The sequence below is a fragment of the Streptomyces sp. NPDC044044 genome, from assembly GCF_056434405.1.
The window spans coordinates 458439-481497 of sequence record NZ_JBWKFG010000007.1 but is presented as its reverse complement, the minus strand read 5'-3'; the positions used below and the strand labels follow the sequence as shown (position 1 = coordinate 481497).

20 protein-coding genes are annotated in these 23059 nt (G+C 70.4%); 12 read left to right on the top strand and 8 right to left on the bottom strand.

Going from position 1 to position 23059, the window contains the following annotated elements; translation table 11 throughout:
* The first annotated feature begins 127 nt into the window (after nt 1-127).
* A complete protein-coding gene (locus AC07AG_RS27740) occupies nt 128-3541 on the top strand; it encodes a hypothetical protein (protein ID WP_478758642.1) in 3414 nt (1137 codons plus the stop codon).
* Nucleotides 3542-3600: 59 nt separating this feature from the next.
* Here AC07AG_RS27740 and AC07AG_RS27735 read toward each other — a convergent pair whose 3' ends face one another.
* Entirely contained in the window at nt 3601-4482 is an 882-nt protein-coding gene (locus tag AC07AG_RS27735; RefSeq protein WP_478758640.1) for a hypothetical protein, read from the bottom strand.
* Nucleotides 4483-4972: 490 nt separating this feature from the next.
* A complete protein-coding gene (locus AC07AG_RS27730; protein ID WP_478758638.1) occupies nt 4973-5251 on the bottom strand; it encodes a hypothetical protein in 279 nt (92 codons plus the stop codon).
* A gap of 100 nt (nt 5252-5351) precedes the next feature.
* Here AC07AG_RS27730 and AC07AG_RS27725 point away from each other — a divergent pair, with 100 nt between their 5' ends.
* Nucleotides 5352-6257 carry an oxygenase MpaB family protein gene (locus tag AC07AG_RS27725; RefSeq protein ID WP_478758636.1) on the top strand — a complete coding sequence of 302 codons (906 nt, stop codon included), beginning with the start codon at nt 5352-5354 and terminating at the stop codon, nt 6255-6257.
* An 11-nt stretch (nt 6258-6268) separates the two neighbouring features.
* Here the strand turns inward: AC07AG_RS27725 and AC07AG_RS27720 are convergent, their stop codons facing one another.
* Complete coding sequence (locus AC07AG_RS27720; protein WP_478758634.1) at nt 6269-6790, bottom strand: PadR family transcriptional regulator; 522 nt, start codon at nt 6788-6790, stop codon at nt 6269-6271.
* A 100-nt stretch (nt 6791-6890) separates the two neighbouring features.
* On the opposite strand from AC07AG_RS27720, the gene AC07AG_RS27715 reads away from it, so the two are divergent.
* Nucleotides 6891-7664 carry an alpha/beta fold hydrolase gene (locus tag AC07AG_RS27715; RefSeq protein WP_478758632.1) on the top strand — a complete coding sequence of 258 codons (774 nt, stop codon included), beginning with the start codon at nt 6891-6893 and terminating at the stop codon, nt 7662-7664.
* 213 nt (nt 7665-7877) lie between these two features.
* Here AC07AG_RS27715 and AC07AG_RS27710 read toward each other — a convergent pair whose 3' ends face one another.
* Entirely contained in the window at nt 7878-8477 is a 600-nt protein-coding gene (locus AC07AG_RS27710; RefSeq protein ID WP_478758630.1) for a class I SAM-dependent methyltransferase, read from the bottom strand.
* 151 nt (nt 8478-8628) lie between these two features.
* Here AC07AG_RS27710 and AC07AG_RS27705 point away from each other — a divergent pair, with 151 nt between their 5' ends.
* The 5 genes from AC07AG_RS27705 to AC07AG_RS27685 all read left to right on the top strand — a co-directional run bounded on the left by AC07AG_RS27705 (nt 8629) and on the right by AC07AG_RS27685 (nt 13470).
* Nucleotides 8629-9402 carry an MHYT domain-containing protein gene (locus AC07AG_RS27705; RefSeq protein ID WP_361042476.1) on the top strand — a complete coding sequence of 258 codons (774 nt, stop codon included), beginning with the start codon at nt 8629-8631 and terminating at the stop codon, nt 9400-9402.
* 65 nt (nt 9403-9467) lie between these two features.
* Entirely contained in the window at nt 9468-12017 is a 2550-nt protein-coding gene (locus AC07AG_RS27700) for a sensor histidine kinase (protein ID WP_478758627.1), read from the top strand.
* Nucleotides 12014-12448, top strand: coding sequence for a roadblock/LC7 domain-containing protein (locus tag AC07AG_RS27695; protein ID WP_478758625.1), 435 nt, complete (start codon nt 12014-12016; stop codon nt 12446-12448). The genes AC07AG_RS27700 and AC07AG_RS27695 overlap by 4 nt, the downstream gene beginning before the upstream one ends.
* A 19-nt stretch (nt 12449-12467) precedes the next feature.
* On the top strand, nt 12468-12884 hold the full coding sequence (locus tag AC07AG_RS27690) for a DUF742 domain-containing protein (protein WP_478758624.1): 417 nt from the start codon (nt 12468-12470) through the stop codon (nt 12882-12884).
* A complete protein-coding gene (locus AC07AG_RS27685; RefSeq protein WP_478758622.1) occupies nt 12865-13470 on the top strand; it encodes a GTP-binding protein in 606 nt (201 codons plus the stop codon). Before AC07AG_RS27690 ends, AC07AG_RS27685 begins: the two co-directional genes overlap by 20 nt.
* A gap of 24 nt (nt 13471-13494) precedes the next feature.
* Here AC07AG_RS27685 and AC07AG_RS27680 read toward each other — a convergent pair whose 3' ends face one another.
* Entirely contained in the window at nt 13495-13923 is a 429-nt protein-coding gene (locus AC07AG_RS27680) for a PPOX class F420-dependent oxidoreductase (protein ID WP_478758620.1), read from the bottom strand.
* A gap of 93 nt (nt 13924-14016) precedes the next feature.
* On the opposite strand from AC07AG_RS27680, the gene AC07AG_RS27675 reads away from it, so the two are divergent.
* Both AC07AG_RS27675 and AC07AG_RS27670 read left to right on the top strand, forming a co-directional pair.
* On the top strand, nt 14017-14430 hold the full coding sequence (locus tag AC07AG_RS27675; protein ID WP_249592161.1) for a roadblock/LC7 domain-containing protein: 414 nt from the start codon (nt 14017-14019) through the stop codon (nt 14428-14430).
* A 109-nt stretch (nt 14431-14539) separates the two neighbouring features.
* Nucleotides 14540-15559: a DUF6397 family protein gene (locus tag AC07AG_RS27670; protein ID WP_478758617.1), complete on the top strand. Its 1020-nt coding sequence runs from the start codon at nt 14540-14542 to the stop codon at nt 15557-15559.
* Between the two features lie 42 nt (nt 15560-15601).
* On the opposite strand, the gene AC07AG_RS27665 is transcribed toward AC07AG_RS27670, so the two are convergent.
* Nucleotides 15602-16099, bottom strand: a complete 498-nt coding sequence (locus AC07AG_RS27665; protein ID WP_478758791.1) for a tetratricopeptide repeat protein — start codon at nt 16097-16099, stop codon at nt 15602-15604.
* Between the two features lie 231 nt (nt 16100-16330).
* On the opposite strand from AC07AG_RS27665, the gene AC07AG_RS27660 reads away from it, so the two are divergent.
* The gene (locus AC07AG_RS27660; RefSeq protein WP_478758615.1) at nt 16331-18595 is read left to right on the top strand and encodes an MMPL family transporter; all 2265 of its coding nucleotides are present in this window, start codon (nt 16331-16333) and stop codon (nt 18593-18595) included.
* A 9-nt stretch (nt 18596-18604) separates the two neighbouring features.
* On the opposite strand, the gene AC07AG_RS27655 is transcribed toward AC07AG_RS27660, so the two are convergent.
* Nucleotides 18605-19510 (bottom strand): acyl-CoA thioesterase, encoded by a 906-nt coding sequence (locus AC07AG_RS27655; RefSeq protein WP_478758613.1) that lies wholly within the window; start codon nt 19508-19510, stop codon nt 18605-18607.
* Between the two features lie 40 nt (nt 19511-19550).
* Nucleotides 19551-22064 (bottom strand): DEAD/DEAH box helicase, encoded by a 2514-nt coding sequence (locus AC07AG_RS27650; protein WP_478758611.1) that lies wholly within the window; start codon nt 22062-22064, stop codon nt 19551-19553.
* 121 nt (nt 22065-22185) lie between these two features.
* Here AC07AG_RS27650 and AC07AG_RS27645 point away from each other — a divergent pair, with 121 nt between their 5' ends.
* Nucleotides 22186-22980, top strand: a complete 795-nt coding sequence (locus AC07AG_RS27645) for a metal-dependent hydrolase (protein ID WP_478758609.1) — start codon at nt 22186-22188, stop codon at nt 22978-22980.
* Nucleotides 22981-23059 lie beyond the last annotated feature (79 nt).

The following is a 23059-nucleotide window of genomic DNA, read 5'->3' as shown; positions in this document are numbered from 1 at the left end:
CTCCGCTCGCGGTTCCGCCCAGGGCGGCTCCGCGAGCGGAAAACCCATTGCGCCTCAGCGCTTCGCCGGTGACCATGGCGCACATGACTTCCCGAAAGGAGGCCCAGCGATCCCTCGGTGATCGCTGATGGCCGCATACGAGGCGTCGCAGACGCCGTCCTCCCCGCCTCAGCCCACTCCCGCGCCGCTGACGTCGGCCTGGCTGAAGGCCCATTTCGACCCACTGCCCTTCCCGGCCCGTATGAGCGCCCTGGCCCGTTATGGCCGCGCGCTCACCACCGACGCGTACGGAACACTTCGCGACGCCCTCGCCGCCGGTACCACTGACGAGCGGCACACCGGCCTCTTCCTCGCCGTCACCCGGCGCGACCTCACCACCGTCGCCGAAGCCCTGGCCGACCCCCTCCTGCGCCGCCGCGCCCTCGCGGCCGCCATCCGGCTTCCCGTCCCTGAAGCAGCCCTGGAACAGCTCGCGTTGAGCGACGTCAGAACGGCACGGCACGAGACGTACCGCGTCCTGCGCCTGAGCCGCCGTCACACCCTGGCCGCACGCCTGCTGCCGGAGGTCTACGAACGCTTCGGCGCCCGGGACGCCGCCCAGCTCCTGCCCGCATGCCCCGCCGAGGCGGTTGACGCGTGGCTGCCCCGACTCGACCCACCCGCAGGCGCATTGAGTGCGCTGACCCGCACCGCACCGCTCGCCGTGGCCCACCTGCTGGTCACCCGCGCCGAGAGCCGCGCCAACCGCGACCGCCACCGCTTTTCGGGCCGCCATCGCGTGGTCGCCAGCGTGGCCGCTGAACGTGACCCGGAGGCCGGACTGCTGCTCCTGGCGCGGGCCCCCGATCTCCTGACGCCGCAAGCGGCACGCACACTGCTGCGCCATCCCGCCAGGGTCCTGGAGATCCTGCGCGCGGCCCGACCGGACCAGGACGGTTCTCCCCGTGAACTACGGCTCTCGGCAGGGGCACTGCCGCCCGCCACGCGGCGTGCCCTGCTCGAACTTGCGCCCGCGGACCTGGTGGACCTCGCCCGTCGCTGCCCGGTGACACAGCCGCGGCACCGCGGCCCGGGACGCCACGCCATCGAGCCCGACAGCCTGTTGATGATGCTCCCCGCCCCGGAACGCCTCCGCCTGGTGGAGGGACGCACCGCCCGCCGCCGCTCGGTGCGCAGCCTGCCCATAGCCACACTCACGGCCCTGGCCCCGGCCGACAGAGCGGCGCTCGTCATGCCCTGGGTGGAACGATGGTCACGTCAGGAGTGGACATCCAGCCGCCTGGCCGTCGCCCTCCCGCTCACCCTGGGAGAACCGGTACTGCGCGACATGGCCGGGCAGCACCGCATCCACCAGCGCCTGATGGCCTGGCCCGCTCTGCTCGCCTGCGCGGAAGTCGAAGGCGATCCGCACGAGTTCGCACGCATCGCCGGGGACTGCGAGCGGGCCTGGCACGACCAGGAGGAGGTACGCAGGGCCGCTCTCCAGCAGCTCGCGGGCGCGCCCCCGTATCTGCTCGCGGCGCTGCCCGACCGCGTCCTGCGTGACGCGGCGCTGACCACGGTCCAGTCCCGCGACTCGACCACCCACACGCTCGCCGCGGCGGAGCAGCTGCTCCGCCGCGCAGCCGAGAGCGCGGCGGCGACCGGCGGGATCGACCGTGCCGCCCATGCCACGGAACTGCTCTGCCAGCTGGTGTCCGACCCGCGCTCCCGCCGGCCCGTCGCATCGCTGCGCATCGGCGAGGAAGCGGCGCGTGCCATCTGGTCCGCTACATCGCCGAACACACCAGTGCGCCCCGATCTCCACATCGCCGTCGCGGAACTCCTGGCGCCGCACCTCTCCGCGCTGCCCGAACTCGACGCTCGGGTACGAGCCATGGCGTTGGAGTCCGGCGACCCGGACATCGCTGCCCGCGCGGCGGCCGCCTGGACGGGGCCGGCGGAGCTGCGGGAGCGACGCAGCGCCGAACTGATCGGCCACGACGCATCGTTCGCAGCGGTGCCGATCATCCTGCGCACCGTCGTCACCCGGCGTACGGACCTGCTGGACTCCGTGCTGCTCGCCGCCCAAGAAGGGCTCACGGGCCGCGTACGGCCCCGAGCCACGGCCTGGGCCACAGGACTGCGTCCAGGCGTCACCGGCCGCTGGCTGCCCGAACAGCGCCGCGCGTGGGACGAACACCACGCGCGCGTGGCCGCCGATGAGCTTGCTCCGCTGCGCACTCGTGCCGACGCGGCAGCACAGGTGCGTGAACCGGAGCTGCTCACGACACTCGCGCAGTCGGCGCCACAACCCATCGCCGCCGCGGCACTTGGCGCACTGGGCGACCTCCACGGCACGGCTCACTACGGCGCACCGGTGGCCACCGAGCCACTGCTGGACTTCCTGCTGCGGCACGCCGCGACGGGCGGTGTCCGGGGGCGGGCCGCCATGGCATCCGTGCGCCGGCTCCTGGAGGCGGTACCGGATCCGGAAGCAGTCGCCCTGCTCGCTCCCGTGGCCTGTGCGTCGGATGCCCCCGTCGGCTCGCGAAAGGAGGCTGTCCGAGCCCTTGGCGCGCTCACCGGTGACGCTGCGTTCGACGCGCTGGTGGCGGCCTGGGACGCACCGGGGCAACACCGTGACGTACGCGCCGTCGTGGCGCGCCACCTCCTCGCCGCGATCGCCCGCCCCGCCATCGCCGACCGTCTGGTCCGGGCGGCCGACGAACCCGCCGTACGCGAAGCGGTGGTCCACGCGCGCGTGGGGCCCGTGAGCGAATCCGCGGGGGAGCCCTACGCGAATTTCCTGGCCCGCCTGGTGAGGGAAGGCGACGAAGAGACCGTCGTCGCCGCGTGCCGCGCCCTGCCCGCCTGGTTCACACCGGAATCAGCCGACGCCCTGCGCGCCGTCGCCGAGGTCGCCACGGACCCGGTGCGACGCCGAAGGGAGTGGGACGCGGCCGCACAGCAACTGGCCTGGTTCCCCCTGGGGCCGGTCGGAGGGCCCATCCTGAGGGGCGTCATCCGAAGGCTCCAGGAGCTCGCGGGCACGCCGGATCCGCAGGCGCGAGCTGACGCGCTCCGTCGACTCTCGGGCATCGGAGAGGCCTTGCGCGTCCGGCGAGGCACTGCCCAGACGCTACTCATCGCCGACGCCCTGGCCCTGTCGATGCACGCCGTGGGCCTGTACGCCGACGCGGCGGCCCTGACATGGGACACGTCGCTGGCCGCCGTGCGCCACGGCGAACACCGCGCAGCGCGCTGGGAGCGGCTCCTGGAACTGGTCGAGGAACGCCCCGAACGGCTGCCCCTGGGAAGCGGGTTCCATGTCGAGACCCCTACTCCACGCGCGCGTGGGGCCTTGCTCGCTGCCGCCCGCTTGCTGCGCGAGCGCGGGACCCCGGTGGCCGGAGTGATGGCGCTCGAGCTGGTGCGCGCCGGCGGCCGGGCGACGTCATGGGACGAGACCTGGCGCGCCGAACTGATGGCCCTGCGCGATCATGCGGACCACGACACGGCGACGGCCGCCTTCCTTCTCGACCCCGAGCCGAACCACTGACGGGGCGCGGTGCCAGAAGGGGAGGAGGCACCAGAGAGGGGAGAGGTGCCACGGGGGGATCAGGCGGGGCGTACGGCCATCTTGTCGAGCGCGTCGAGGAGCCAGGGCAGATCGCGTCCGCGACCCACCGGCAACACCTCTCCGGGCTCTTCGTCGAGGAGCACGAACGCGATGTCGTCGGTCCTGGCGACCATGGACCAGCCAGGACCGTCGGCGCGCAGGATGCGGGCCTCCCCGGAAGCGAACGACGACCGTACGCGGCCCAGGGGCGGTGGCGTCTCCACGTACGCCCGTGCTTCCGTCAGGACGCGACGTACGCCGGTGAGCGGAGCCTGATCGGCTGCATCGGCATCGGCAGCAGTGTCGGTGTCGGCGTCGGGCTTGGGGGCGTCGCCGTCCCCCGGGCCGGTGTCCGTGCCCTCCTCGGCGCTGTCGGTCAAGAAGTCTGCGTCGTCGATCTGCTCGCGCCACGTCGCCCACTGGAGCGCGATCTCGTCGGCACCGAGCCGTCGCTGGGCCGGACCCCATGTGTCGGACTGCGGGGGCGAGAGGGGCCTCTGGTCCGCTTCCTCGGGCTCGGGGTCGTGGGGAGCGGGCACGTTGGGCGCCGCGACGGCGACGGCGAGCGGCCAGCCGGGCAGCGCGGCGACCACCGTGCGCTCGTCGGGCGACAGGTCGTACTCCATCCCGCAGTCCCAGGAGGCGATCGCGACGGCCACGAGTGATACGTCGTCGACGACGACGGTCCACCGGGCACCCGCACCGTCCTGACCGAGCACCAGGCCGTACCCGGCGGCGAGCGGTGAGAGCTCCAGAGCCGCGCACGCCTCCGGATAGTCGTCACCGAGCACACTTGGAAACTTCGCGGGTGTCAGCAGCACCGCGGTCAGCACGTACAGCGCGTCGTCCTCGGCGGCGACAGCGTCGTCCGTTCCGGCCATGCCAGCCTCCCCATCGCTTCATCCGTCGGCGCACCCTAACCACAGGTCCGCTTGATCGTCGAGGGGTGCGTGACCAGGAAACTCGCTCTTACGCACCGGAAACTCGCTCGTCGTCCTCCGCGCGGGACGCCTACGCTGCGTGTCATGCCCAGAGCCAGTTCGCACTTCGTCTGTCTGCCGTGCCGTGCTTCTTTCAAGAAGCCGGCCGACTACGGACGTGATCGCGCCGACATCTGCCCACGCTGCGGGGGCCAGATGCTCGACGCGGGCTCCGCGCTCGCCGTGCCGGGCCGTCGCGACACGGCGGCGTGGCGCGCCTTGAGCGCGGTCCTGCTGTCCGGACTCCGATTCCGGCAGGGCTGCTGCGGCGACGGCCCCGGCTACCGTCCACGCACCCCGCGAGAGGTCCGTGAGCGTCTCGCGCACGCGGCCGAGACAGGCGACTCTCTCCAGGAGGCACTGTCCTGTCCCGATCCCACGCACACGGACGTCAGGCGGCAGGCAGGCCGAGGAGCGTACGCGCCACGTCCGACGGCGACTCGTCGCGCTCCCGGGCGAGGGTGATGACCGCCCGGCAGGCGAGTTCGCTGACGCCGAAGGAGAGGGCCTCCGGTGACACCCACCCGGTGGCTTCGTCCTGTCGGTCCTGGTCGTCCTCGGCGCACGCCGCCACGTAGACGGCCGCCGCCTCGAAGAGGTTGTGGGGACGCTCTTCCTTGCTGCGGGCCGCTTCGTCCGTGTGCCACAGCTTGCGGAGCTTGTCGAACATGTGGGCCACCTTCCCCCGGTTGTGGTTGCCGCTGATGATCACTCATCTGTTGTACTCCAACGTAGAGTTGGAGCTCCGACGACAGAAGGGGGGCCGTGCGGTGAAGCGCTATGACCGGCTCAAGGAGATTCGGCGTCTCGACCCGGAGAAGGACGCCCTGGCGATCTACCGGCTCACCGCGACGTACGAGTTCCCCTGGGATTACACCCGAGCTCTTGAACTGGCGCTCTACCGCACGTACGCCGTTCCCAGCATCGGCCGGCTCCTGGCCGAGACGGCGGAACTGACGGACCGTACGCAGAAGCGGTACGACGACACGGCCCTGCTCCTCGACACCGTCGTCGAGCACGGCTTCGGCACGGACGAGGGCCGCACCGCGATCCGCCGCATCAACCAGATGCACCGCAGTTACGACATCAGCAACGAAGACATGCGCTATGTGCTGTGCACGTTCGTGGTGATGCCCAAGCGCTGGATCGACGCCTACGGGTGGCGCAGATTGTCACGCCACGAGACGACCGCGGCCGCCGTCTACTACCGCACCTTGGGGCGGCACATGGGGATCCAGGACATCCCGGACTCCTACGAAGCCTTCGAGAAGTGCCTCGATGCCTACGAAGAGGCGCGCTTCGCGTGGGACGAGGGCGCGCGCAAGGTCTCCGACGCGACCCTCGACCTCATGGCCTCCTGGTATCCGGCCCCTCTGGCGCCCTTGTTGCGTGCCTCGACCCTCGCCCTGCTCGACGAGCCCCTCCTGCGCGCCTTCCGCTACGAACCGCCGGGCCCTGTCGCCCGCACGCTGGTCAGGCGAGCGGTGCGGCTGCGGGGCCGCGCCGTGCGCCTGATGCCGCCCCGTGGCGTGCCGCACTACGCCCGGCAGAACTGGGAGATCAAGGGCTACTCGAAGGGGTATCGGGTCGGCGAGCTCGGCACGTTCCCGGTGCCCGGAGTCCGGGGCTGCCCGGTGGCGCACACCGGCGAGTCGGCTGCCGCCTCGGCGGAGTGAGGCCGGCCGCCTCAGCGGAGTGAGCTCAACGTCGTCCGCAGCCAGGCGAGTTCGGCGCGGCTTGTCGCGCGGGCGATGGTGAGGATGCCGCGCCGGAACGGGTCGTCCAGTTCCTCGGCGCGCAACGGACGCTCGCCGTCGTAGAAGAAGCTGGCGGGCTCCTCGAGAAAGGCCAGGCGGCGCTCGAGGACCGCCGCCTGGGCCGCCGTGTCGTCGACATGGCGCAGAAAGGCGAGGACCGTGAACCAGCGGTTCTCGTCCGTGATGTCCGCCTGCTGGGGTTCCGTCAGCCTGCGACGCAGCTCGCTCCTGCCTTCCGCGGTGAGGTTCAGGACGTGGCGCGGGGCTGCCACGGAGCCGGGCTGTGTCTCGCGGGCCAGCAGGCCGGCCTTCTCCAGCCGTTTGATCGCGGGGTACAGCGTGCTCTCCGCGACCGGTCGTACGTGCCCGGTCAGGGCGGTGATGCGCTTGCGCAGCTCGTAGCCGTGCAGAGGCGCGTCGTAGAGGAATCCGAGGATGGCCAGTTCGAGCATGCCGTGCATTCTGCCGCACCAGCGGTGTACATCTGATCGGGAATACATCGTAACCGATGTATTGTCTCGGAAGCACTGGCAGGCGAGTGAGGGAGCGACGATGCAACAGGCGCGGTTCGACGCACAGGGCAGCTGTGTCCGCTGGACGGAGAGCGAGGGATCCGACCCGGCCCGCGTGTATGTGCACGGGCTCGGCGCGGCGTCGACGGTCTATCACGCGCACATCGCGGCCAGGCCCGAGCTGGCCGGACGTCGATCGCTCTTCGTCGATCTGCCGGGCCACGGCATCAGCGACCGCCCGGCGGATTTCGGCTACTCCCTGGAGGAGCACGCGGACGCCCTGGCCGCGGCGCTGGATGATGCCCAGGTGACGGGGGCGGATATCGTCGCGCACAGCATGGGCGGCTCCGTCGCCATCGTGCTCGCGCACCGCCGCGCCGACCTTGTGTCACGGCTGGTCCTCACCGAGGCCAATCTCGACCCCAACCCGGCCGTGACGAAGGGCAGCAGCGGAATCGCGTCCTACGCAGAGGAGGACTTCGTGGCCGACGGCCACGCGCGCGTGCTCGAAACGGTCGGCCCCATGTGGGCGGCGACCATGCGGCTGGCCGACCCCCGCGCCCTGCACCGCAGTGCGACCGGGCTCGTGAGGGGGACGCTGCCCACGATGCGCGCGATGCTCATGGACCTGTCTGTGGAGCGCGTCTTCTTGCAGGGCGCGCGAAGCGGCGAACTCGCGGGCGCGGAGGAGCTGGTGGCGTCCGGCGTGCGGGTGGTGACCGTGCCGAAGGCGGGGCACAACGTCATGTTCGAGAACCCGGAGGCGTTCGCCGCGGTGGTCGCCGAGCGACAGCAGATCGGCGCGGTCAGGTAGGTGGCGTGATATCTCGGCTGAGCGTCGAACAGCGCGAGACCGGATCAGCGCGAGACTGGATCGGCGCGGAATGCGCTCGTCGTCCCACTGGAGCGCGAACTCGATCGCTTCCTCAGTCAGTCACCACCGGACGAATCCGGCGATGATGCACCACTGTTGACGACCGTCGGCGAGCCGACTGGAAAAGCATGGGCTCGCCGACATTTCGGACGCCTAGTCCTGTCGCACGGCCAGAGCGAGAAAGCGTGCGTCCTCGTCGACGTACGTGGTCAACTGCCAGCCCGAGTCGGCGAGCAGTGGGCGGAGGTTCTCCTCGGCCCGCAGATCGTCCGTGGTGATCTGACGGCCCTGCCGCGCCGCGAGCGCCGCACGGCCGATCGGGTGGAAGAGGGCGAGGGCCCCTCCGGGACGCACCACGCGCCTCAACTCCCGCAGGTTCTCCGCCGGGTCGGGCAGGTGGGAGATCAGGCCCGCCCCGAACACGGCGTCGAGCGACGCGCTCCGCAGCGGGAGCCGGGTCACGTCGGCGAGCAGGAGCCGCCCTTCACGGTTCCTGCCCGCGCGTGTGGCGGCCTCCAGCATGGCGGGAGTCAGATCGACCCCGAGGACGACTCCGGAGGGCCCCACGGCCTCTCTGAGTGCGGGCAGGGCGCGTCCGGTGCCGCACCCGGCGTCGAGGACGTGGCCGCCGGGGCGCAGGCCGAGCTCGGATGCGGCGGCGCGATAGGCGGGCCCGTCGTCGGGGAACCGGGTGTCCCAGTCGGCCGCCCGGGCGGAGAAGAAGTCACGGACACGCGTGTGGTCATCGCTCATGTGGTCATGATTACTCAACGACGCGCATGCGCGTTGGGGGCACACGTTCGAGCGTGATGCGATCGTTCAGGATCCTCTCTCTGTCAGATTCCAACACCTTTCGAACTGCGCCCCTGTTGTGCGCCCCTGTCCGGACTAGCGTCCCGGAGCCATGGGACACCTGGACCACGCCACCTTCGGCTGGCTGACCCCCGTGCTGTCGTACGCGATGGCCTGTATCGGCGCAGCTCTCGGGCTGCGCTGCACCGTCCGTGCGCTCGGCGCCACGGGCACTTCACGCCGCAACTGGCTCATCACCGCGGCTTCCGCCATCGGTACGGGTATCTGGACGATGCACTTCGTGGCCATGCTCGGCTTCGGTGTCACCGGCACCGAGATCCACTACAACGTGCCCCTGACGATCCTGAGCCTGATCGTTGCGATGGCCGTCGTCGGAGCCGGAGTCTTCGCCGTCGGCTACGGCCGTGACCGCGGGCGTGCGCTCGCGCTCGGCGGACTCACCACCGGGCTCGGCGTCGCGAGCATGCACTACCTGGGCATGGCCGCGCTGCGGCTGCACGGCAGCGTGCGCTACGACCCGGTGCTGGTCGGCCTCTCCGTGGTCATCGCCGTTGTCGCCGCGACCGCTGCCCTGTGGGCGGCACTGAACATCAAGTCGCCGCTCGCGGTCGCCGTCGCCTCGCTTGTCATGGGCGGGGCGGTGAGCAGCATGCACTACACCGGAATGCTGGCCGTGAGCGTGCGGGTCACCGAGTCGGGTGCGGCACTGCCCGGGGCCACGACCATGCAGTTCATCTTCCCCCTCGCGGTCGGCCTCGGCTCCTATCTCTTCCTGACCTCGGCGTTTGTCGCGCTCTCCCCGACCTCGGGGGAGCGCGAGGCCTCCGTGGCGGCCCAGCGGCCGGTGGAGCGCGCCGCCGGGTAGCGGCGCCCCGGGCCGGTCGCGGACGGCCGGGAACACGCCCCGAAATCTCTCCGAGCGAGGAGGCCATGCGTACACCCCGTAGGACCCCCGACCCGGCCGACGGCACGGTGCCGTCGAATCCCGGGGCCCCGGCACGTGGTCGCCGCGCACACGCGGGACCGCCCGCCGACGAACGGCCCGACGCGGAATCCCCCTTGGAGCCCGCGCCGCCCAAAACCCCCGCGCGCAAACGCTCATGGTGGCCGCGTCCTCGCACCGTACGAGCCAAGATCGTGTGCCTCCTGATGGTGCCGGTCGTCTCCCTGCTCGCACTGTGGGGGTACGCCACAGTCAGCACGGCTCAGGACGTGGCACACCTGCGGCAGTTGCAGCGCGTCGACGCCCAGGTGCGAGGCCCAGTCGACACAGCCATCGCGGCGCTGCAGGCCGAGCGCGCGGCGGCCGTGCGCTACGCGACCAAGCCGGAGCCCGACCGTGGCAGCGAACTCGAACGGCAAGCGGGACGCACGGACCGCGCGGTGGCGAAGCTGCGCCGTGGAGAGGGCCAGACCGTCGCCGATGGCGCCGGCCTGCCCACTGGTGTGGCGTCCAGGCTCGAAACGTTCGTTTCCGAGGCCGAAGGCCTGAGCACGGTGCGGTCCGATGTGCTCGACCGCCGCACGGCCTGGGACGCGACCTACGGCCAGTACACGAAGACCATTTCGGCAGCCTTCGGAGTCGGCGGCGCACTCAGCGGCATCCAGGAAGCCGAACTGGGCTCCTACGCGCGCGTGCTGCTCGAATTCTCCCGAGCAGCCGAGATGCTGGCGCGCGAGGACGTCGTCCTGTCCAGCGCCCGGCTCGACGGCTCTCTGGAAGGGGAGCGACTGCGTCAGTTCACCGGGGCCGTCGACACCCGGCGGACCCTGACCGACGCGGCGGTGCCGGATCTGCGCGGATCGGAACGAGCAGCCTGGCAGGACCTCGTGGAGGGGAGCGCGTACGCCGACGTGCGCGCCGTCGAGGACAAGGTGCTCGTCGCACCGCCGGGCCGGAAGGCCGCCGCCGCGGCGCCTGCCGCCGAGTGGGACAGCGCCCACGCCGCGGTGCGGGACGAACTCCGCGCGATCGACGTGGGCGCGAGCCGCGACGCCGCCGACCGGGCCGACCCGTTCACCCGCGGATTGCTCACACCGGCAGGCGCCGCCGTACTCCTCGGGCTCCTGGCCGTCGCCGCCTCACTGGTCATCTCCGTACGCATCGGGCGCGGGCTGGTCGTCGAGCTCGTGAGCCTGCGCAACGGCGCGCTGGAGATCGCCCGCCACAAACTCCCGCACGCCATGCGGAAGCTGCGCGCCGGCGAGGAGATCGACATTCACGCCGAAGCTCCACCCGGCCCACCCGTGGAGGACGAGACGGGGCAGGTCTACGAAGCGCTCGGCACGGTGCACCGGGCGGCCCTGCGCGCCGCCGTCGAGCGCGCCGAACTCGCCAGCGGCATCTCAGGCGTCTTCGTCAACCTCGCCCGCAGGAGCCAGGTCCTCGTCCACCGCCAGCTCAGCCTCCTCGACAGCATGGAGCGCAGGTCGGACGACCCGAACGAACTGAGCGATCTCTTCCGGCTCGACCACCTCACCACCAGGATGAGGCGGCACGCCGAGAGCCTGATCATCCTCTCCGGAGCTGCCCCGGGGCGTGCCTGGCGCATGCCCGTCTCCCTGACGAACGTCGTCCGAGCGGCCGTCTCCGAAGTCGAGGACTACGCGCGCGTGGAGGTACGGCAGCTCCCCGCCGCCGCGGTCGTCGGCACGGCCGTCGCCGACCTGACCCACCTCTTGGCCGAGCTGGTCGAGAACGCCGCCCAGTTCTCGCCGCCCCACACCAAGGTGCGGGTCAACGGCGAACCGGTCGGCAACGGCTACGCCCTGGAGATCGAGGACCGCGGCCTCGGCATGGGAGCGGAAACCCTGGCCGATGCCAACCACCGCATCGAGCAGTCCGAAACGCTCGACCTGTTCGACAGCGACCAACTGGGGCTCTTCGTCGTCAGCAGGCTCGCCGCGCGACACGGAGTCAAAGTGCATCTCCGCACGTCCCCGTACGGCGGTACCACCGCGGTCGTCCTCCTGCCCACCGCACTGCTGCAGAGCACCACACCGGAGAGCCCCGGAGCCCACACCATGGAACGTGACCGCACACAGGACGGGCACGTGCGCGTGCCCGATCCCGCACCGATGAACGGCAACTCCGTGCCTGCCCCGGCCGCCCGCCCCGCACTGGCCCCGTCCACGGAGACCCCGGCGACCACGCCCCCAGGTGTCACCGCACTGCGCCTGCACAAGCCGCCGGACACGGAACCCGACAGCGCCCCCGAGCCCTCGGACGACCTCCCGCGCCGCGTGCGCCAGGCCAGCCTGGCCCCCCAACTGCGCGAGCGGCCCCCTGAGGGCGACGGCGGATCCGTGAGCGTCCGCGAAGACACCGAACGCAGCCCCGAACAGGTACGGGACCGCATGGCCGCCTACCGCGACGGTTGGACCCGCGGCGGCGGCCGCCGTCCCGGGATCGTTGGCGCCGTCCCCGACATACCAGGGCCCGCACCGGCCAGTGACAGCACCGAAGGAGACCACGCATGATCCAGGATCAGAGCAGAACCGCCGGCAGGTCCGGCGAACTCGACTGGCTGCTGGATGACTTGGTACTGCGCGTCGGCGAGGTACGGCACGCCGTGGTGCTCTCGAACGACGGGCTCGCCGTCGGCGCCTCGACCGCTCTCAGCCGTGAGGACGCCGAGCACCTCGCCGCGGTCGCCTCCGGATTCCACAGCCTCGCCAAGGGCGCGGGTCGGCACTTCGGGGCCGGGGGAGTGCGCCAGACCATGGTCGAGATGGACGACGCGTTCCTGTTCGTGGCGGCGGCGGGCGACGGCTCCTGCCTCGCCGTACTCAGCTCCGTGACGGCCGACATCGGCCTGGTCGCCTACGAGATGGCACGCCTGGTCAAGCGAGTGGGCGAGCATCTCTACACGCCCCCGCGCTTCGCGGCGCAGCCGCCGGCCGTCGGATGAGACAGGGCGGTCGACGCAGATGACCACCGAGGACAGGAGCGGCGTCCCGCGCGACGCGGGCAGCCAGTGGTACGACCACGAGGCCGGACCACTGGTCCGTCCCTATGCGATGACGGGCGGACGCACCCAACCGGGCCCCGGCAAAGCGCGGTTCGATCTGATCGCACTCGTCACGCTGGATCAGAACGCACCGGGCCCCGGGGACGACACCGCGCTCGGACCGGAACACCGGTCGCTCATCGAACTGTGCCGCACCGAGACCCAGTCGGTCGCCGAACTGGCGGCCGACGCCGATCTGCCCGTGGGCGTGGTCAGGGTGCTGCTCGGCGACCTGCTGGAAATGGGCTGCGTGAAGGTGAGCCGACCCGTGCCACCCGCACAGCTGCCCGACGAGAAGATCCTGCGAGAGGTGATCGATGGGCTCCGAGCGCTCTGACGTCGGCGGCGACGACACGACCGCCATGGCGTTGAAGATTCTGGTCGCGGGCGGCTTCGGGGTGGGCAAGACCACCCTGGTCGGCGCGGTCAGCGAGATCCGCCCGCTACGCACCGAGGAACTGCTCAGTGAGGCGGGCCAGTCGGTGGACGACACCGGTGGTGTCGACCGCAAGACCACGACGACCGTCGCCATGGACTTCGGCCGCATCACCATCAGGTCTGGCCTGTCGCTGTACCTCTTCGGTACACCCGGGCAGGACCGTTTCTGGTTCCTGTGGGACGAGTTGTCCCAGGGCGCGCTCGGTGCCGTCGTCCTCGCGGATACCCGACGGCTCGAGGACTGCTTCCCCGCCGTCGACTACTTCGAGCATCGGCACATCCCGTTCGTGGTCGCGGTCAACTGCTTCGCGACCGCGCGTACGTACGGTGCGCACGAGGTGTCACGGGCCCTGGACCTCGACCGCGGCACCCCCGTGGTGCTGTGCGACGCACGGGACCGCGATTCGGGAAAGGAGGTGCTGATACGCCTGGTCGAGTACGCCGGGCGGATGCATACCGCCCGGCTGCTCGACACGGTGGGCTGAGACGCCGGAGCGTGAGGTCGGGCGTCAGTCGGCGACGCCGCCGCGTGCGACCACCTTGTCGATCTTGACGCGTACGAGGAGTTCACCGGGCACGCCGTTGCGCTCACCGAACTCCTCGGCGCGCCCTTCGCCCATGTAGCGGGCGCCGAGCCGGGCCGCCCAGTGCCGCACCTCGTCGAGATCGTCGATCAGCCGGGCCTGCCCTTGCAGCACCACGAACGCGAAGGGAGGCCTGTCGTCGTCCACACAGAGGGCGACGCGCCCGTCCCGCGCCAGATTCCGCCCCTTGACGGTCTCCGCCCCGGTGTTGAACACCAACTCGTCCCCGTCCAACAGGAACCAGATCGGTGCGATATGCGGGCTGCCGTCCGCCCGGACGGTCGACAGCTTGCCGGTACGGGTGCCCTGCGAGACGAAAGCCCGCCACTGGTCCTCGGTCATCTTCTGTGCCATGTCCCCATCATGCTTGCCGAGGCGACGATGGTGGGGAAGGCTGGCAGGTCAGTTCCTCCGGCCAGGGGGAACAGAAGGCGGGGAGACGGGAACATGGTGCAGAACACGGGGCTCGGTTGGCTGCTCGACGACTTGACCGAGCGCATGGAGCCCGTACGGCACGCGCTGGTGCTGTCCAACGACGGCCTGGTGACCGGAGCGAGCTCCGAACTGAAGCGGGAAGACGCGGAACATCTGGCCGCGGTCTCATCCGGTCTGCACAGCCTGGCCAAGGGCTCAGGGCGGCACTTCCGGGCCGGCAACGTGCGCCAGACGATGATCGAGTTCGACGACGCGGTGCTGTTCGTCACCGCGGCGGGCGACGGCAGTTGCCTGTGCGTCCTCAGCTCCGCAGAGGCGGACATCGGTCAGGTCGCGTACGAGATGACACTCCTCGTCAATCGTGTCGGCGAGCATCTCGGCGTGGGCGCCCGGCAGCCGGAGCGAACGCCCGTAGTAGACCTCTGACCAGCTGAAACGTCGACGCGGCGAGAGTTATCCACAGGCTCGGCGCGGGTCGCGGTGATCGCGCTACGGTTTTCCCGAGAGCAAAGACGCCTCACGGGGGAGAACCACCATGACAGGTCACACGATCGCGCAGGAAGCCGCTGACACGGCAGCGCAGACATCGGTCGCGCAGAGCCGCGCGGCACGGGAACTGGGGCTGAAACGAGGCGAGTTCGAGCTCGCCGTGATGCTGGGGCGCATCCGCACCGTCAGCGACACGGCCGGTGGACGGCGCCGCGTCACACGCGAGGAGATCGAGCGAGTCCGTGCCGGGGATGGCTTTCCCGAGGCATGGGTGGAGCGCATCAGAGCCGTGGGGACCACGGAGGGCGCGGCTCTGATGGACATCTCCACGGCCCGGTTCACTCGGCTCACTCGCGCGGGCTTCGTCACGCCGGTGAAGTTCTATCTCAACAGGTATCGAGCGGTGGTCTGGCTGTATCTGGCCGAGGAACTACGGCAGTTCGCCGAGGCCGAGGTCAACTCCGGCCTCCTCACCGGCCGAGCCCCTGGCACGATCCGCGCCCAACTGGAGGCAGGCGTCGACCTGCGGGCGCGGAACTGGCGGGGCCGCCACGCGGGAGCGCTGCTGAGGCAGTCCGACGATCCCTGGGAGCGCGCCGCGGCCGTGGCCTCGCTGCTCGACCCGGTCCAGATCGCGGAAATCATCAAGGATCCGTACGAACGCGCCTATGTACGCAGGCTCATGCCCGAGCCCTTCAGCGGCGAGGGCGCGCCCGATACACCGGCGGGACGGATCATGCAGAAGATCACGACCGCGGACGACCCGGACGAGATCCGATGGCTGCGGGCGAACCTGACCATCGGCCTCTCCCAGGCCCGAGGGGAGCGCCCTGCACCACGGCCCGAGTCAACGCCTGGTCCGGGGCCGGCACCGGACCAGGAGTCAGCTCCCGGCCCCGAGCCCGCCCCCGGCCTCCGGCCCCGGGCAGAGCTCGATGCTGAGCCGAGCCCTCACCCCGGGCCGGATCACGAGGCTCCATCCACCGCACCGCCCGAGCAGGAGACGAGAGGGCGGGTGCCGGAGCCGCGAGGCCTGCTCAAGTGGATGCGCCGCAGGGGAGCGTAGCCAGACGGGAGCGGGAGCGGGGGCGGTCCGTGGGCGGTGCCGCTACACGGTGGCGTCGAGATCCTTGGCGTAGTGCTCGATCGCGGGCCGGTAGCCGACGATGCCCGGGTCCTGGCTGGTGGCGGCGAGCACGGTCAGAAGGATCTCCATCGCGGCGTGCGCCCGGCCGGTGTTGTAGAGGGCCATGGCCAGGAAGGTCTTGAGGGCGGCGTCGTCGGGGAATTCGGACACCGCGTCACCCAAGGTCACGACGGCTTCGGGATACCGGCCAAGGACGCGGTACGTGCTGCCCAGGCCGAGCAGAGCCCCCCGGCGGTCATCGGGAGAAAGGCCCGGACCCTCGACCGCGCGCACGTAGTGCGGCACCGCCTCGGCCTCAAGACCGAGTGCGTCGTGCACCCACGCGGTCTGGTACGCCACGTCCGGGTCCTGGGGGAACTGCTCGCACAGGGCGAGCAGCCGCTGCCGTGCCTCCTCGCGGCGACCGTCCTCGCGCAGCCGAACGGCCTCGGCGAGCAGGCGGTCGCGGTCCCCCGTCATGTCCTTGTCCCTGGTCAATGCCCCATCCCTTCCTCTGTCTCACCCCGAGCGATCGGAGGCGCTGATGTCCTGTCCGCCCATCGCGTACGTTCCCTGCCGTTGCTGTCAGCAGGCTAATTCCTCTTCGGGACAGTACGGCGCGCGGGAACGTCACCCGTTTCCCCGCCCCTGGGTGCCGAAGGCGCCGCCGTTGCGTTGAATCCGAAGTGACCTATGCCCCCGGGAGCAAGCATGTCTGTGTCACATGGGCCTCGTGAGCGACGGCCGGACGACTCACCGCCACAGCGAGGCCGGCTGCGGCGCATCGGGCAGTGGTGCGCCCATCACTGCGTGATCGTCATCGTGGTGTGGCTGGCCGCTCTGGTCGGGCTGCAGGTTCTGAACCATGCCTACGGCGGTGAGTACTCCGACGACTTCTCCCTGCCCGGCACCCAGTCGCAGGCGGGCCTGGACGTCCTCAAGGCACATGAGCCCGCGGCCGGCGGCTACAGCGCCCAGGTCGTGCTGCACGACTCGGGCAAGCCCCTCAGCGACGAGAGTGACCAGGTCGGCTCGGCCGTCAGCAGCCTGCAGAAGCTTCCTCACGTGCTGTCCGCGCAGAGCCCACTGCCCGCGCAGCAGCAGCCGGCGGGCACACCGAACGTCGGGCCGCTGTCCTCCGACGGAAAGACGGGGTACATCACCGTCCGTTTCGACGTGCAGCCCTCCACCCTCGGCGACGACTATCTGGACGGCGTCGACAAGGCGGTGCAGCCGCTGCGTTCCGCCGGTGTGGAGGTGGAGTACGGAGGTCCGCTGGGCGAGCTGGCCCGGCCGGAGCCGGACGACCGGACGAGCGAGGCCATCGGATTCGGTGTGGCGATCGTGGTGCTCCTCATCGGATTCGGCAGCGTGCTCGCGGCACTGCTGCCTCTGGTGACGGCGCTGGTCAGCGTGCTGTGTGGCCTTGCCTGCCTGGGCCTGCTGGCGGCCGCATTCACCTTCGCCACGGTCTCGCCGACGCTGGCCACGATGATCGGGCTCGGCGTCGGGATCGACTACGCCCTCTTCCTGGTCACCCGCCACCGTCAGAATCTCCTGGGCCAGGATCCGATCACTGCGGCGGGGCATGCGACGGCGACCAGCGGCCGGGCGGTCCTGGTCTCCGGGTGCACAGTGATCATCGCTCTGTCCGGCCTGTGGGTCTCCGGGATCTCGTTCATCGGCAAGCTGGGCCTGGCCGCCGCGGTCACCGTCGTCACGGCGGTGCTCGGCGCGCTGACCCTGGTCCCGGCGCTCCTTGGCCTGATCGGGCGGCGGATCGACAAGCTCCGGGTGCGGGCCCCGATCGCCGAGACGAACACCGCGACAGGTGAGGCATCCCAGGGCAGCTGGCACCGCTACGCGCAGCGCGTGGAGCGACGACCCTGGTGGTTCCTCATCGGCGGCGCCGTCGTGCTCGCCGTCCTGTCGGTCCCCGTATTCTTCATCCAGCTCGGGCACATCGGCGACGGGGCGGACCCGAAGTCCTTCACCGACCGGCGCGCCTTCGACCTGATGTCCTCCGCCTTCGGACCGGGTTCGAACGGCCCGATGACCCTCGTCATCGACCAGACCGACGTGCCCCAGTCGGACAGATCGGCACTGGCGACCCAGGCGCAGAAGGCCCTCACCGGCGTACCCGACGCGGCCGTGATCACCCCGCTCAAGGCCACGTCGGACGGCGACGTCCTGATCTCCACGGCTTACTCCGTGGCCGCCCCGCAGGACGCGCGGACCACCGATCTGCACGAGCACCTGAGCGACGACGTGCTGCCGCAGGCGGTGTCCGGGACGAAGGCGAGTACGTACGTCACGGGGACGACCGCCGCGCAGGCCGATTTCCTGGAGATCGTCTCCAAGAAGCTGCCGCTGATCATCGCGGTGGTCGTGGCCCTGGCCTTCCTCATCATCCTTGTCGTGTTCCGAGGGCTGCTCGTCGCGGTCAAGGCCGCGGTGCTCAACGTCCTGTCGATCGCGGCCTCGTACGGGGTGGTGGTGGCCGTCTTCCAGTGGGGATGGGGCGGGCCGGCGCTCGGGGTCTCGGGGAAGGTCCCGATCGAGAGCTACGTGCCGATGATGATGTTCGCGATCGTCTTCGGACTGAGCATGGACTACGAGATCTTTCTCCTGTCCCGGGTCCACGAGGCGTGGATGCGCACCCGGGACGCGAAGGCGAGCGTCGCCCACGCCCTGGAAATCACTGCACGGGTCATCACCTGTGCCGCGTTGATCATGGTGAGTGTCTTCTCCGCGTTCATCATCAGCGACAACATCGTGGTGAAGATGCTGGGCCTCGGCCTCGCGGCAAGTGTGCTCATCGACGCCACCGTGGTCCGCCTGTTGCTGGTGCCCGCGGTCATGACGCTCCTGGGCAAATCCGCCTGGTGGGCGCCCCGTTGGATGGACCGGCTGCTCCCGCACATCGACGCCGAGGGCGAGAGCCAGACCATGGAAGCGGGCAAGAAGCCGGGCTGACGCGACCGCCTACGAACCCGTCGAGGGGCGGCCGTCCATGTGCCGCTCCCCGTAGGGCCGGAAGAGCCCTTCCTGTACGACCGAGACCAGCAGCCTGCCCTCGATGTCGTAGATACGGCCGCGCGCGAGACCGCGGCCACCCGACGCGATCGGGGACTCCTGGTCGTACAGGAACCACTCGTCCGCGCGGAAGGGGCGGTGGAACCACATGGCGTGGTCCAGCGAGGCCATGTCGAAGCCTCGCGGGCCCCACAGCGGTTCCACCGGGATGCGGACGGCGTCCAGGAGCGTCATGTCGCTCGCGTACGTCAGCGCGCAGGTATGGACGAGGGGATCGTCGCCGAGCGGGCCGACCGCGCGCATCCAGACCGCGCTGCGCGGCTCGGCGTCCTTGATCTCCTCGGGGGTCCAGCGCAGCCGGTCCACGTAGCGGATGTCGAAGGGTTGGCGTCGGGCCATGCGCTCCAGCTGCTCGGGGAGCTCGCCCAAATGCTCGGTGATCTCCTGGGCGACCGTCGGCAGCGACTCGGGGTCGGGAGCCGAGATGCGCGGCGGCAGCTGGTGCTCGAAAGCGCCCTCCTCGGGCTGATGGAAGGAAGCGGTGAGATTGAAGATGGTGCGTCCCTGCTGGACCGCGGTGACGCGGCGCGTGGTGAAGGAGCGCCCGTCCCGCACCCGCTCGACCTGGTACACGATCGGCACGCCCGGACGGCCCGGCCGCAGGAAGTACGCGTGCAGCGAGTGCACCGGGCGCTCGCCCTCGGTGGTGCGACCGGCGGCCACCAGGGCCTGCCCGGCGACCTGCCCGCCGAACACCCGCTGCAGGGACTCCTGCGGGCTGCGGCCACGGAAGATGTTGAGCTCGATCTGCTCCAGGTCCAGCAGATCGACAAGGCGGTCGGCGGGGTTGTTCATGACGGTTCCTCGACTCCTGTCCGGGGGAAGCTCGGTGCGGTCAGAGCTGGCCGACGTCGGTGACCCGGACGACGGCGCGGCCTTCCTCGTCGGAGGCCGCGAGATCGACCTCGGCGCTGATGCCCCAGTCATGGTCGGCGTTCGGGTCGGCGAACGTCTGCCGGACGCGCCACAGACCGTGCTCCGGGTCCTCCTCGATGAGCAACAGCTTGGGGCCGCGGGCGTCGGGACCGGTGCCGAGATCGTCGTACTCGTCCCAGTACTTGTCCATGGCCGCGCCCCAGGCGTCCGCGTCCCAGCCGGAATCGGCGTCCAGTTCGCCCAGCTCCTCGACGTGGTCGAGGGCGGCGAGCTCGACGCGGCGGAAGAGCGCGTTGCGGACCAGGACGCGGAAGGCGCGGGAGTTGGCGGTGACCGGCTTGACCTGGTCGGCGCGCTCCTGTGCCTCCTCGGCGGTCATGACCTCGGGGTTGGCGAGCTGCTCCCACTCGTCGAGGAGGCTGGAGTCGACCTGGCGGACCATCTCGCCGAGCCAGGCGATGAGGTCTTCGAGGTCCTCGGACTTCAGGTCGTCCGGGATGGTGTGCTCGAGAGCCTTGTAGGCGCTGGCGAGGTAGCGCAGCACGATGCCCTCGGTGCGGGCGAGTTCGTAGAAGGAGGTGAACTCCGTGAAGGACAGCGCCCGTTCGTACATGTCACGGATGACGGACTTGGGGGAGAGCGGGTGGTCGCCGACCCACGGGTGGCTCGTCTTGTACGTGTTGTACGCGTGGAAGAGGAGCTCCTCCATGGGCTTCGGGTACGTGATGTCCTGGAGCCGCTCCATGCGGTCCTCGTACTCGACGCCGTCCGCCTTCATCAGGGCCACGGCCTCGCCGCGCGCCTTGTTCTGCTGGGCGGCGAGGATCTGGCGCGGGTCGTCGAGGGTGGACTCGACGACGGACACCATGTCGAGGGCGTACGAAGGGGATTCCGGGTCGAGCAGTTCGAAGGCGGCGAGGGCGAACGTCGACAGCGGCTGGTTCAGCGCGAAGTCCTGCTGCAGGTCGACCGTCAGACGCACGATGCGGCCCGAGGCGTCCGGCTCGTCGAGCTTCTCCACCACGCCGCCGTCGAGCAGCGAACGGTAGATGGCGATGGCGCGGCGGATGTGCCGCAGCTGCTGCTTGCGCGGCTCGTGGTTGTCCTCAAGGAGGTGACGCATCGCTTCGAAGGCGTTGCCCGGACGGGCGATCACCGCGAGGAGCATGGTGTGCGTGACGCGGAAGCGGGAGGTCAGCGGCTCGGGCTCGGACGAGATGAGCTTTTCGAACCCGGACTCGGTCCACCCCACGAAGCCCTCGGGAGCCTTCTTGCGCACCACCTTACGGCGCTTCTTCGGGTCGTCGCCCGCCTTGTTGAGGGCCTTCTCGTTCTCGATGACGTGCTCGGGCGCCTGCGCCACGACGAGGCCCGCCGTGTCGAAGCCGGCCCGGCCCGCGCGGCCCGCGATCTGGTGGAACTCCCGGGCTCGCAGCGTCCGCACGCGCGTGCCGTCGTACTTGGTGAGGGCGGTGAACAGCACCGTACGGATCGGGACGTTGACGCCGACGCCGAGGGTATCGGTGCCGCAGATGACCTTCAGGAGACCGGCCTGCGCCAGCTTCTCGACCAGTCGCCGGTACTTGGGCAGCATGCCCGCGTGGTGTACGCCGATTCCGTGGCGTACGTACCGCGAGAGGTTGCGGCCGAACTTGGTGGTGAAGCGGAAACTGCCGATCAGGTCGGCGATCTTGTCCTTCTCCTCACGGGTGCACATGTTGATGCTCATCAGCGACTGCGCGCGCTCGACGGCCTGTGCCTGCGTGAAGTGGACGATGTAGACCGGAGCCTGCTTGGTCTCAAGGAGCTCGGTGAGGGTCTCCGTGATCGGTGTCAGGCGGTACTCGTAAGAGAGGGGGACCGGGCGTGTCGCGGAGCGGACCACGGAGGTGGGGCGTCCCGTGCGGCGCGTCAGGTCCTTCTCGAACATCGAGACGTCGCCGAGCGTCGCGGACATGAGGATGAACTGCGCCTGCGGCAGTTCGAGGATCGGGATCTGCCAGGCCCAGCCGCGGTCCCCCTCCGCGTAGAAGTGGAACTCGTCCATCACGACCTGGCCGATGTCGGCGTTCTTGCCGTCCCGCAGCGCGATCGACGCGAGGACCTCGGCCGTGCAGCAGATGACGGGGGCGTCGGAGTTCACGGACGCGTCACCGGTCAGCATGCCGACGTTCTCGGTGCCGAAGAGCTTGCACAGGTCGAAGAACTTCTCCGACACCAGCGCCTTGATCGGCGCGGTGTAGAAGGTGACCTTGTCCTGGGCCAGCGCCGTGAAGTGCGCACCCGCCGCGACCAGGCTCTTTCCGGAGCCGGTGGGCGTGGACAAGATCACGTTGGCTCCGGAGACCACCTCGATCAGCGCCTCCTCCTGAGCCGGATAGAGAGTGATCCCCTGGCCCTCGGCCCACGTGGAGAAGGCTTCGAAGAGAGCATCGGGGTCGGCATCCGGCGGCAGCTGATCAATAAGTGTCACACCCCCATCTTGCCTTCCTTCTCACCCGATCAGGGAACCGGCGGTTCGTACGAAGATCACGAACGCTACGCTGTGTCGCCAACGGGGCGTCAGTACAACGGAAATGAGGCGGGGAACAGCCATGATGGGTCCGGCACACTCACTGTCGGGGGCGGCGGCCTGGCTCGGCGTCGGAGCGGCCGCGGCTGCGGCGGGGCACACGATGCCCTGGCCGGTTCTCCTCGCCGGAGCCTTGATCTGCGCCGGGGCGGCGCTCGCACCCGACCTCGACCACAAATCGGCGACCATCTCGCGGGCCTTCGGGCCGGTCTCCCGAGGCCTGTGCGAGATCGTCGACAAGCTCTCGGCGGCCGTCTACAAGGCGACCCGCAAGCAGGGCGACCCGCGTCGTGCGGGCGGGCACCGCACCCTCACGCACACCTGGCTGTGGGCGGTTCTCATCGGGGCGGGGGCCTCGGGCCTGGCCATCTTCGGCGGCCGCTGGGCGGTCCTCGCGCTGCTCTTCGTCCACATGGTGCTGGCCATCGAGGGCCTGCTGTGGCGGGCCGCGCGTGGATCGAGCAGCGATGTGCTGGTGTGGCTGCTCGCCGCGACGAGCGCCTGGATCCTGGCCGGAGTCCTGGACAAGCCCGGGAACGGCGCGGACTGGCTGTTCACCGCGCCGGGCCAGGAGTATCTGTGGCTGGGTCTTCCGATCGTGCTCGGGGCTCTGGTGCACGACATCGGGGACGCGCTCACGGTCTCCGGCTGCCCGATCCTGTGGCCCATCCCCATCGGCCGCAAGCGCTGGTACCCCATCGGGCCGCCCAAGCTGATGCGGTTCCGGGCGGGCAGCTGGATCGAGATGAAGGTGCTGATGCCGGCCTTCATGCTGCTCGGGGGAGTGGGCGGCGCGGCCGCGCTCAACTTCATCTGAGGACGGTTCCCGCCCGCGGGGAGGAGGAGTGCCGGTCCGGCAGGAGTGCGGGACCGGCACTCCCCGTGCGGGGTGAGGC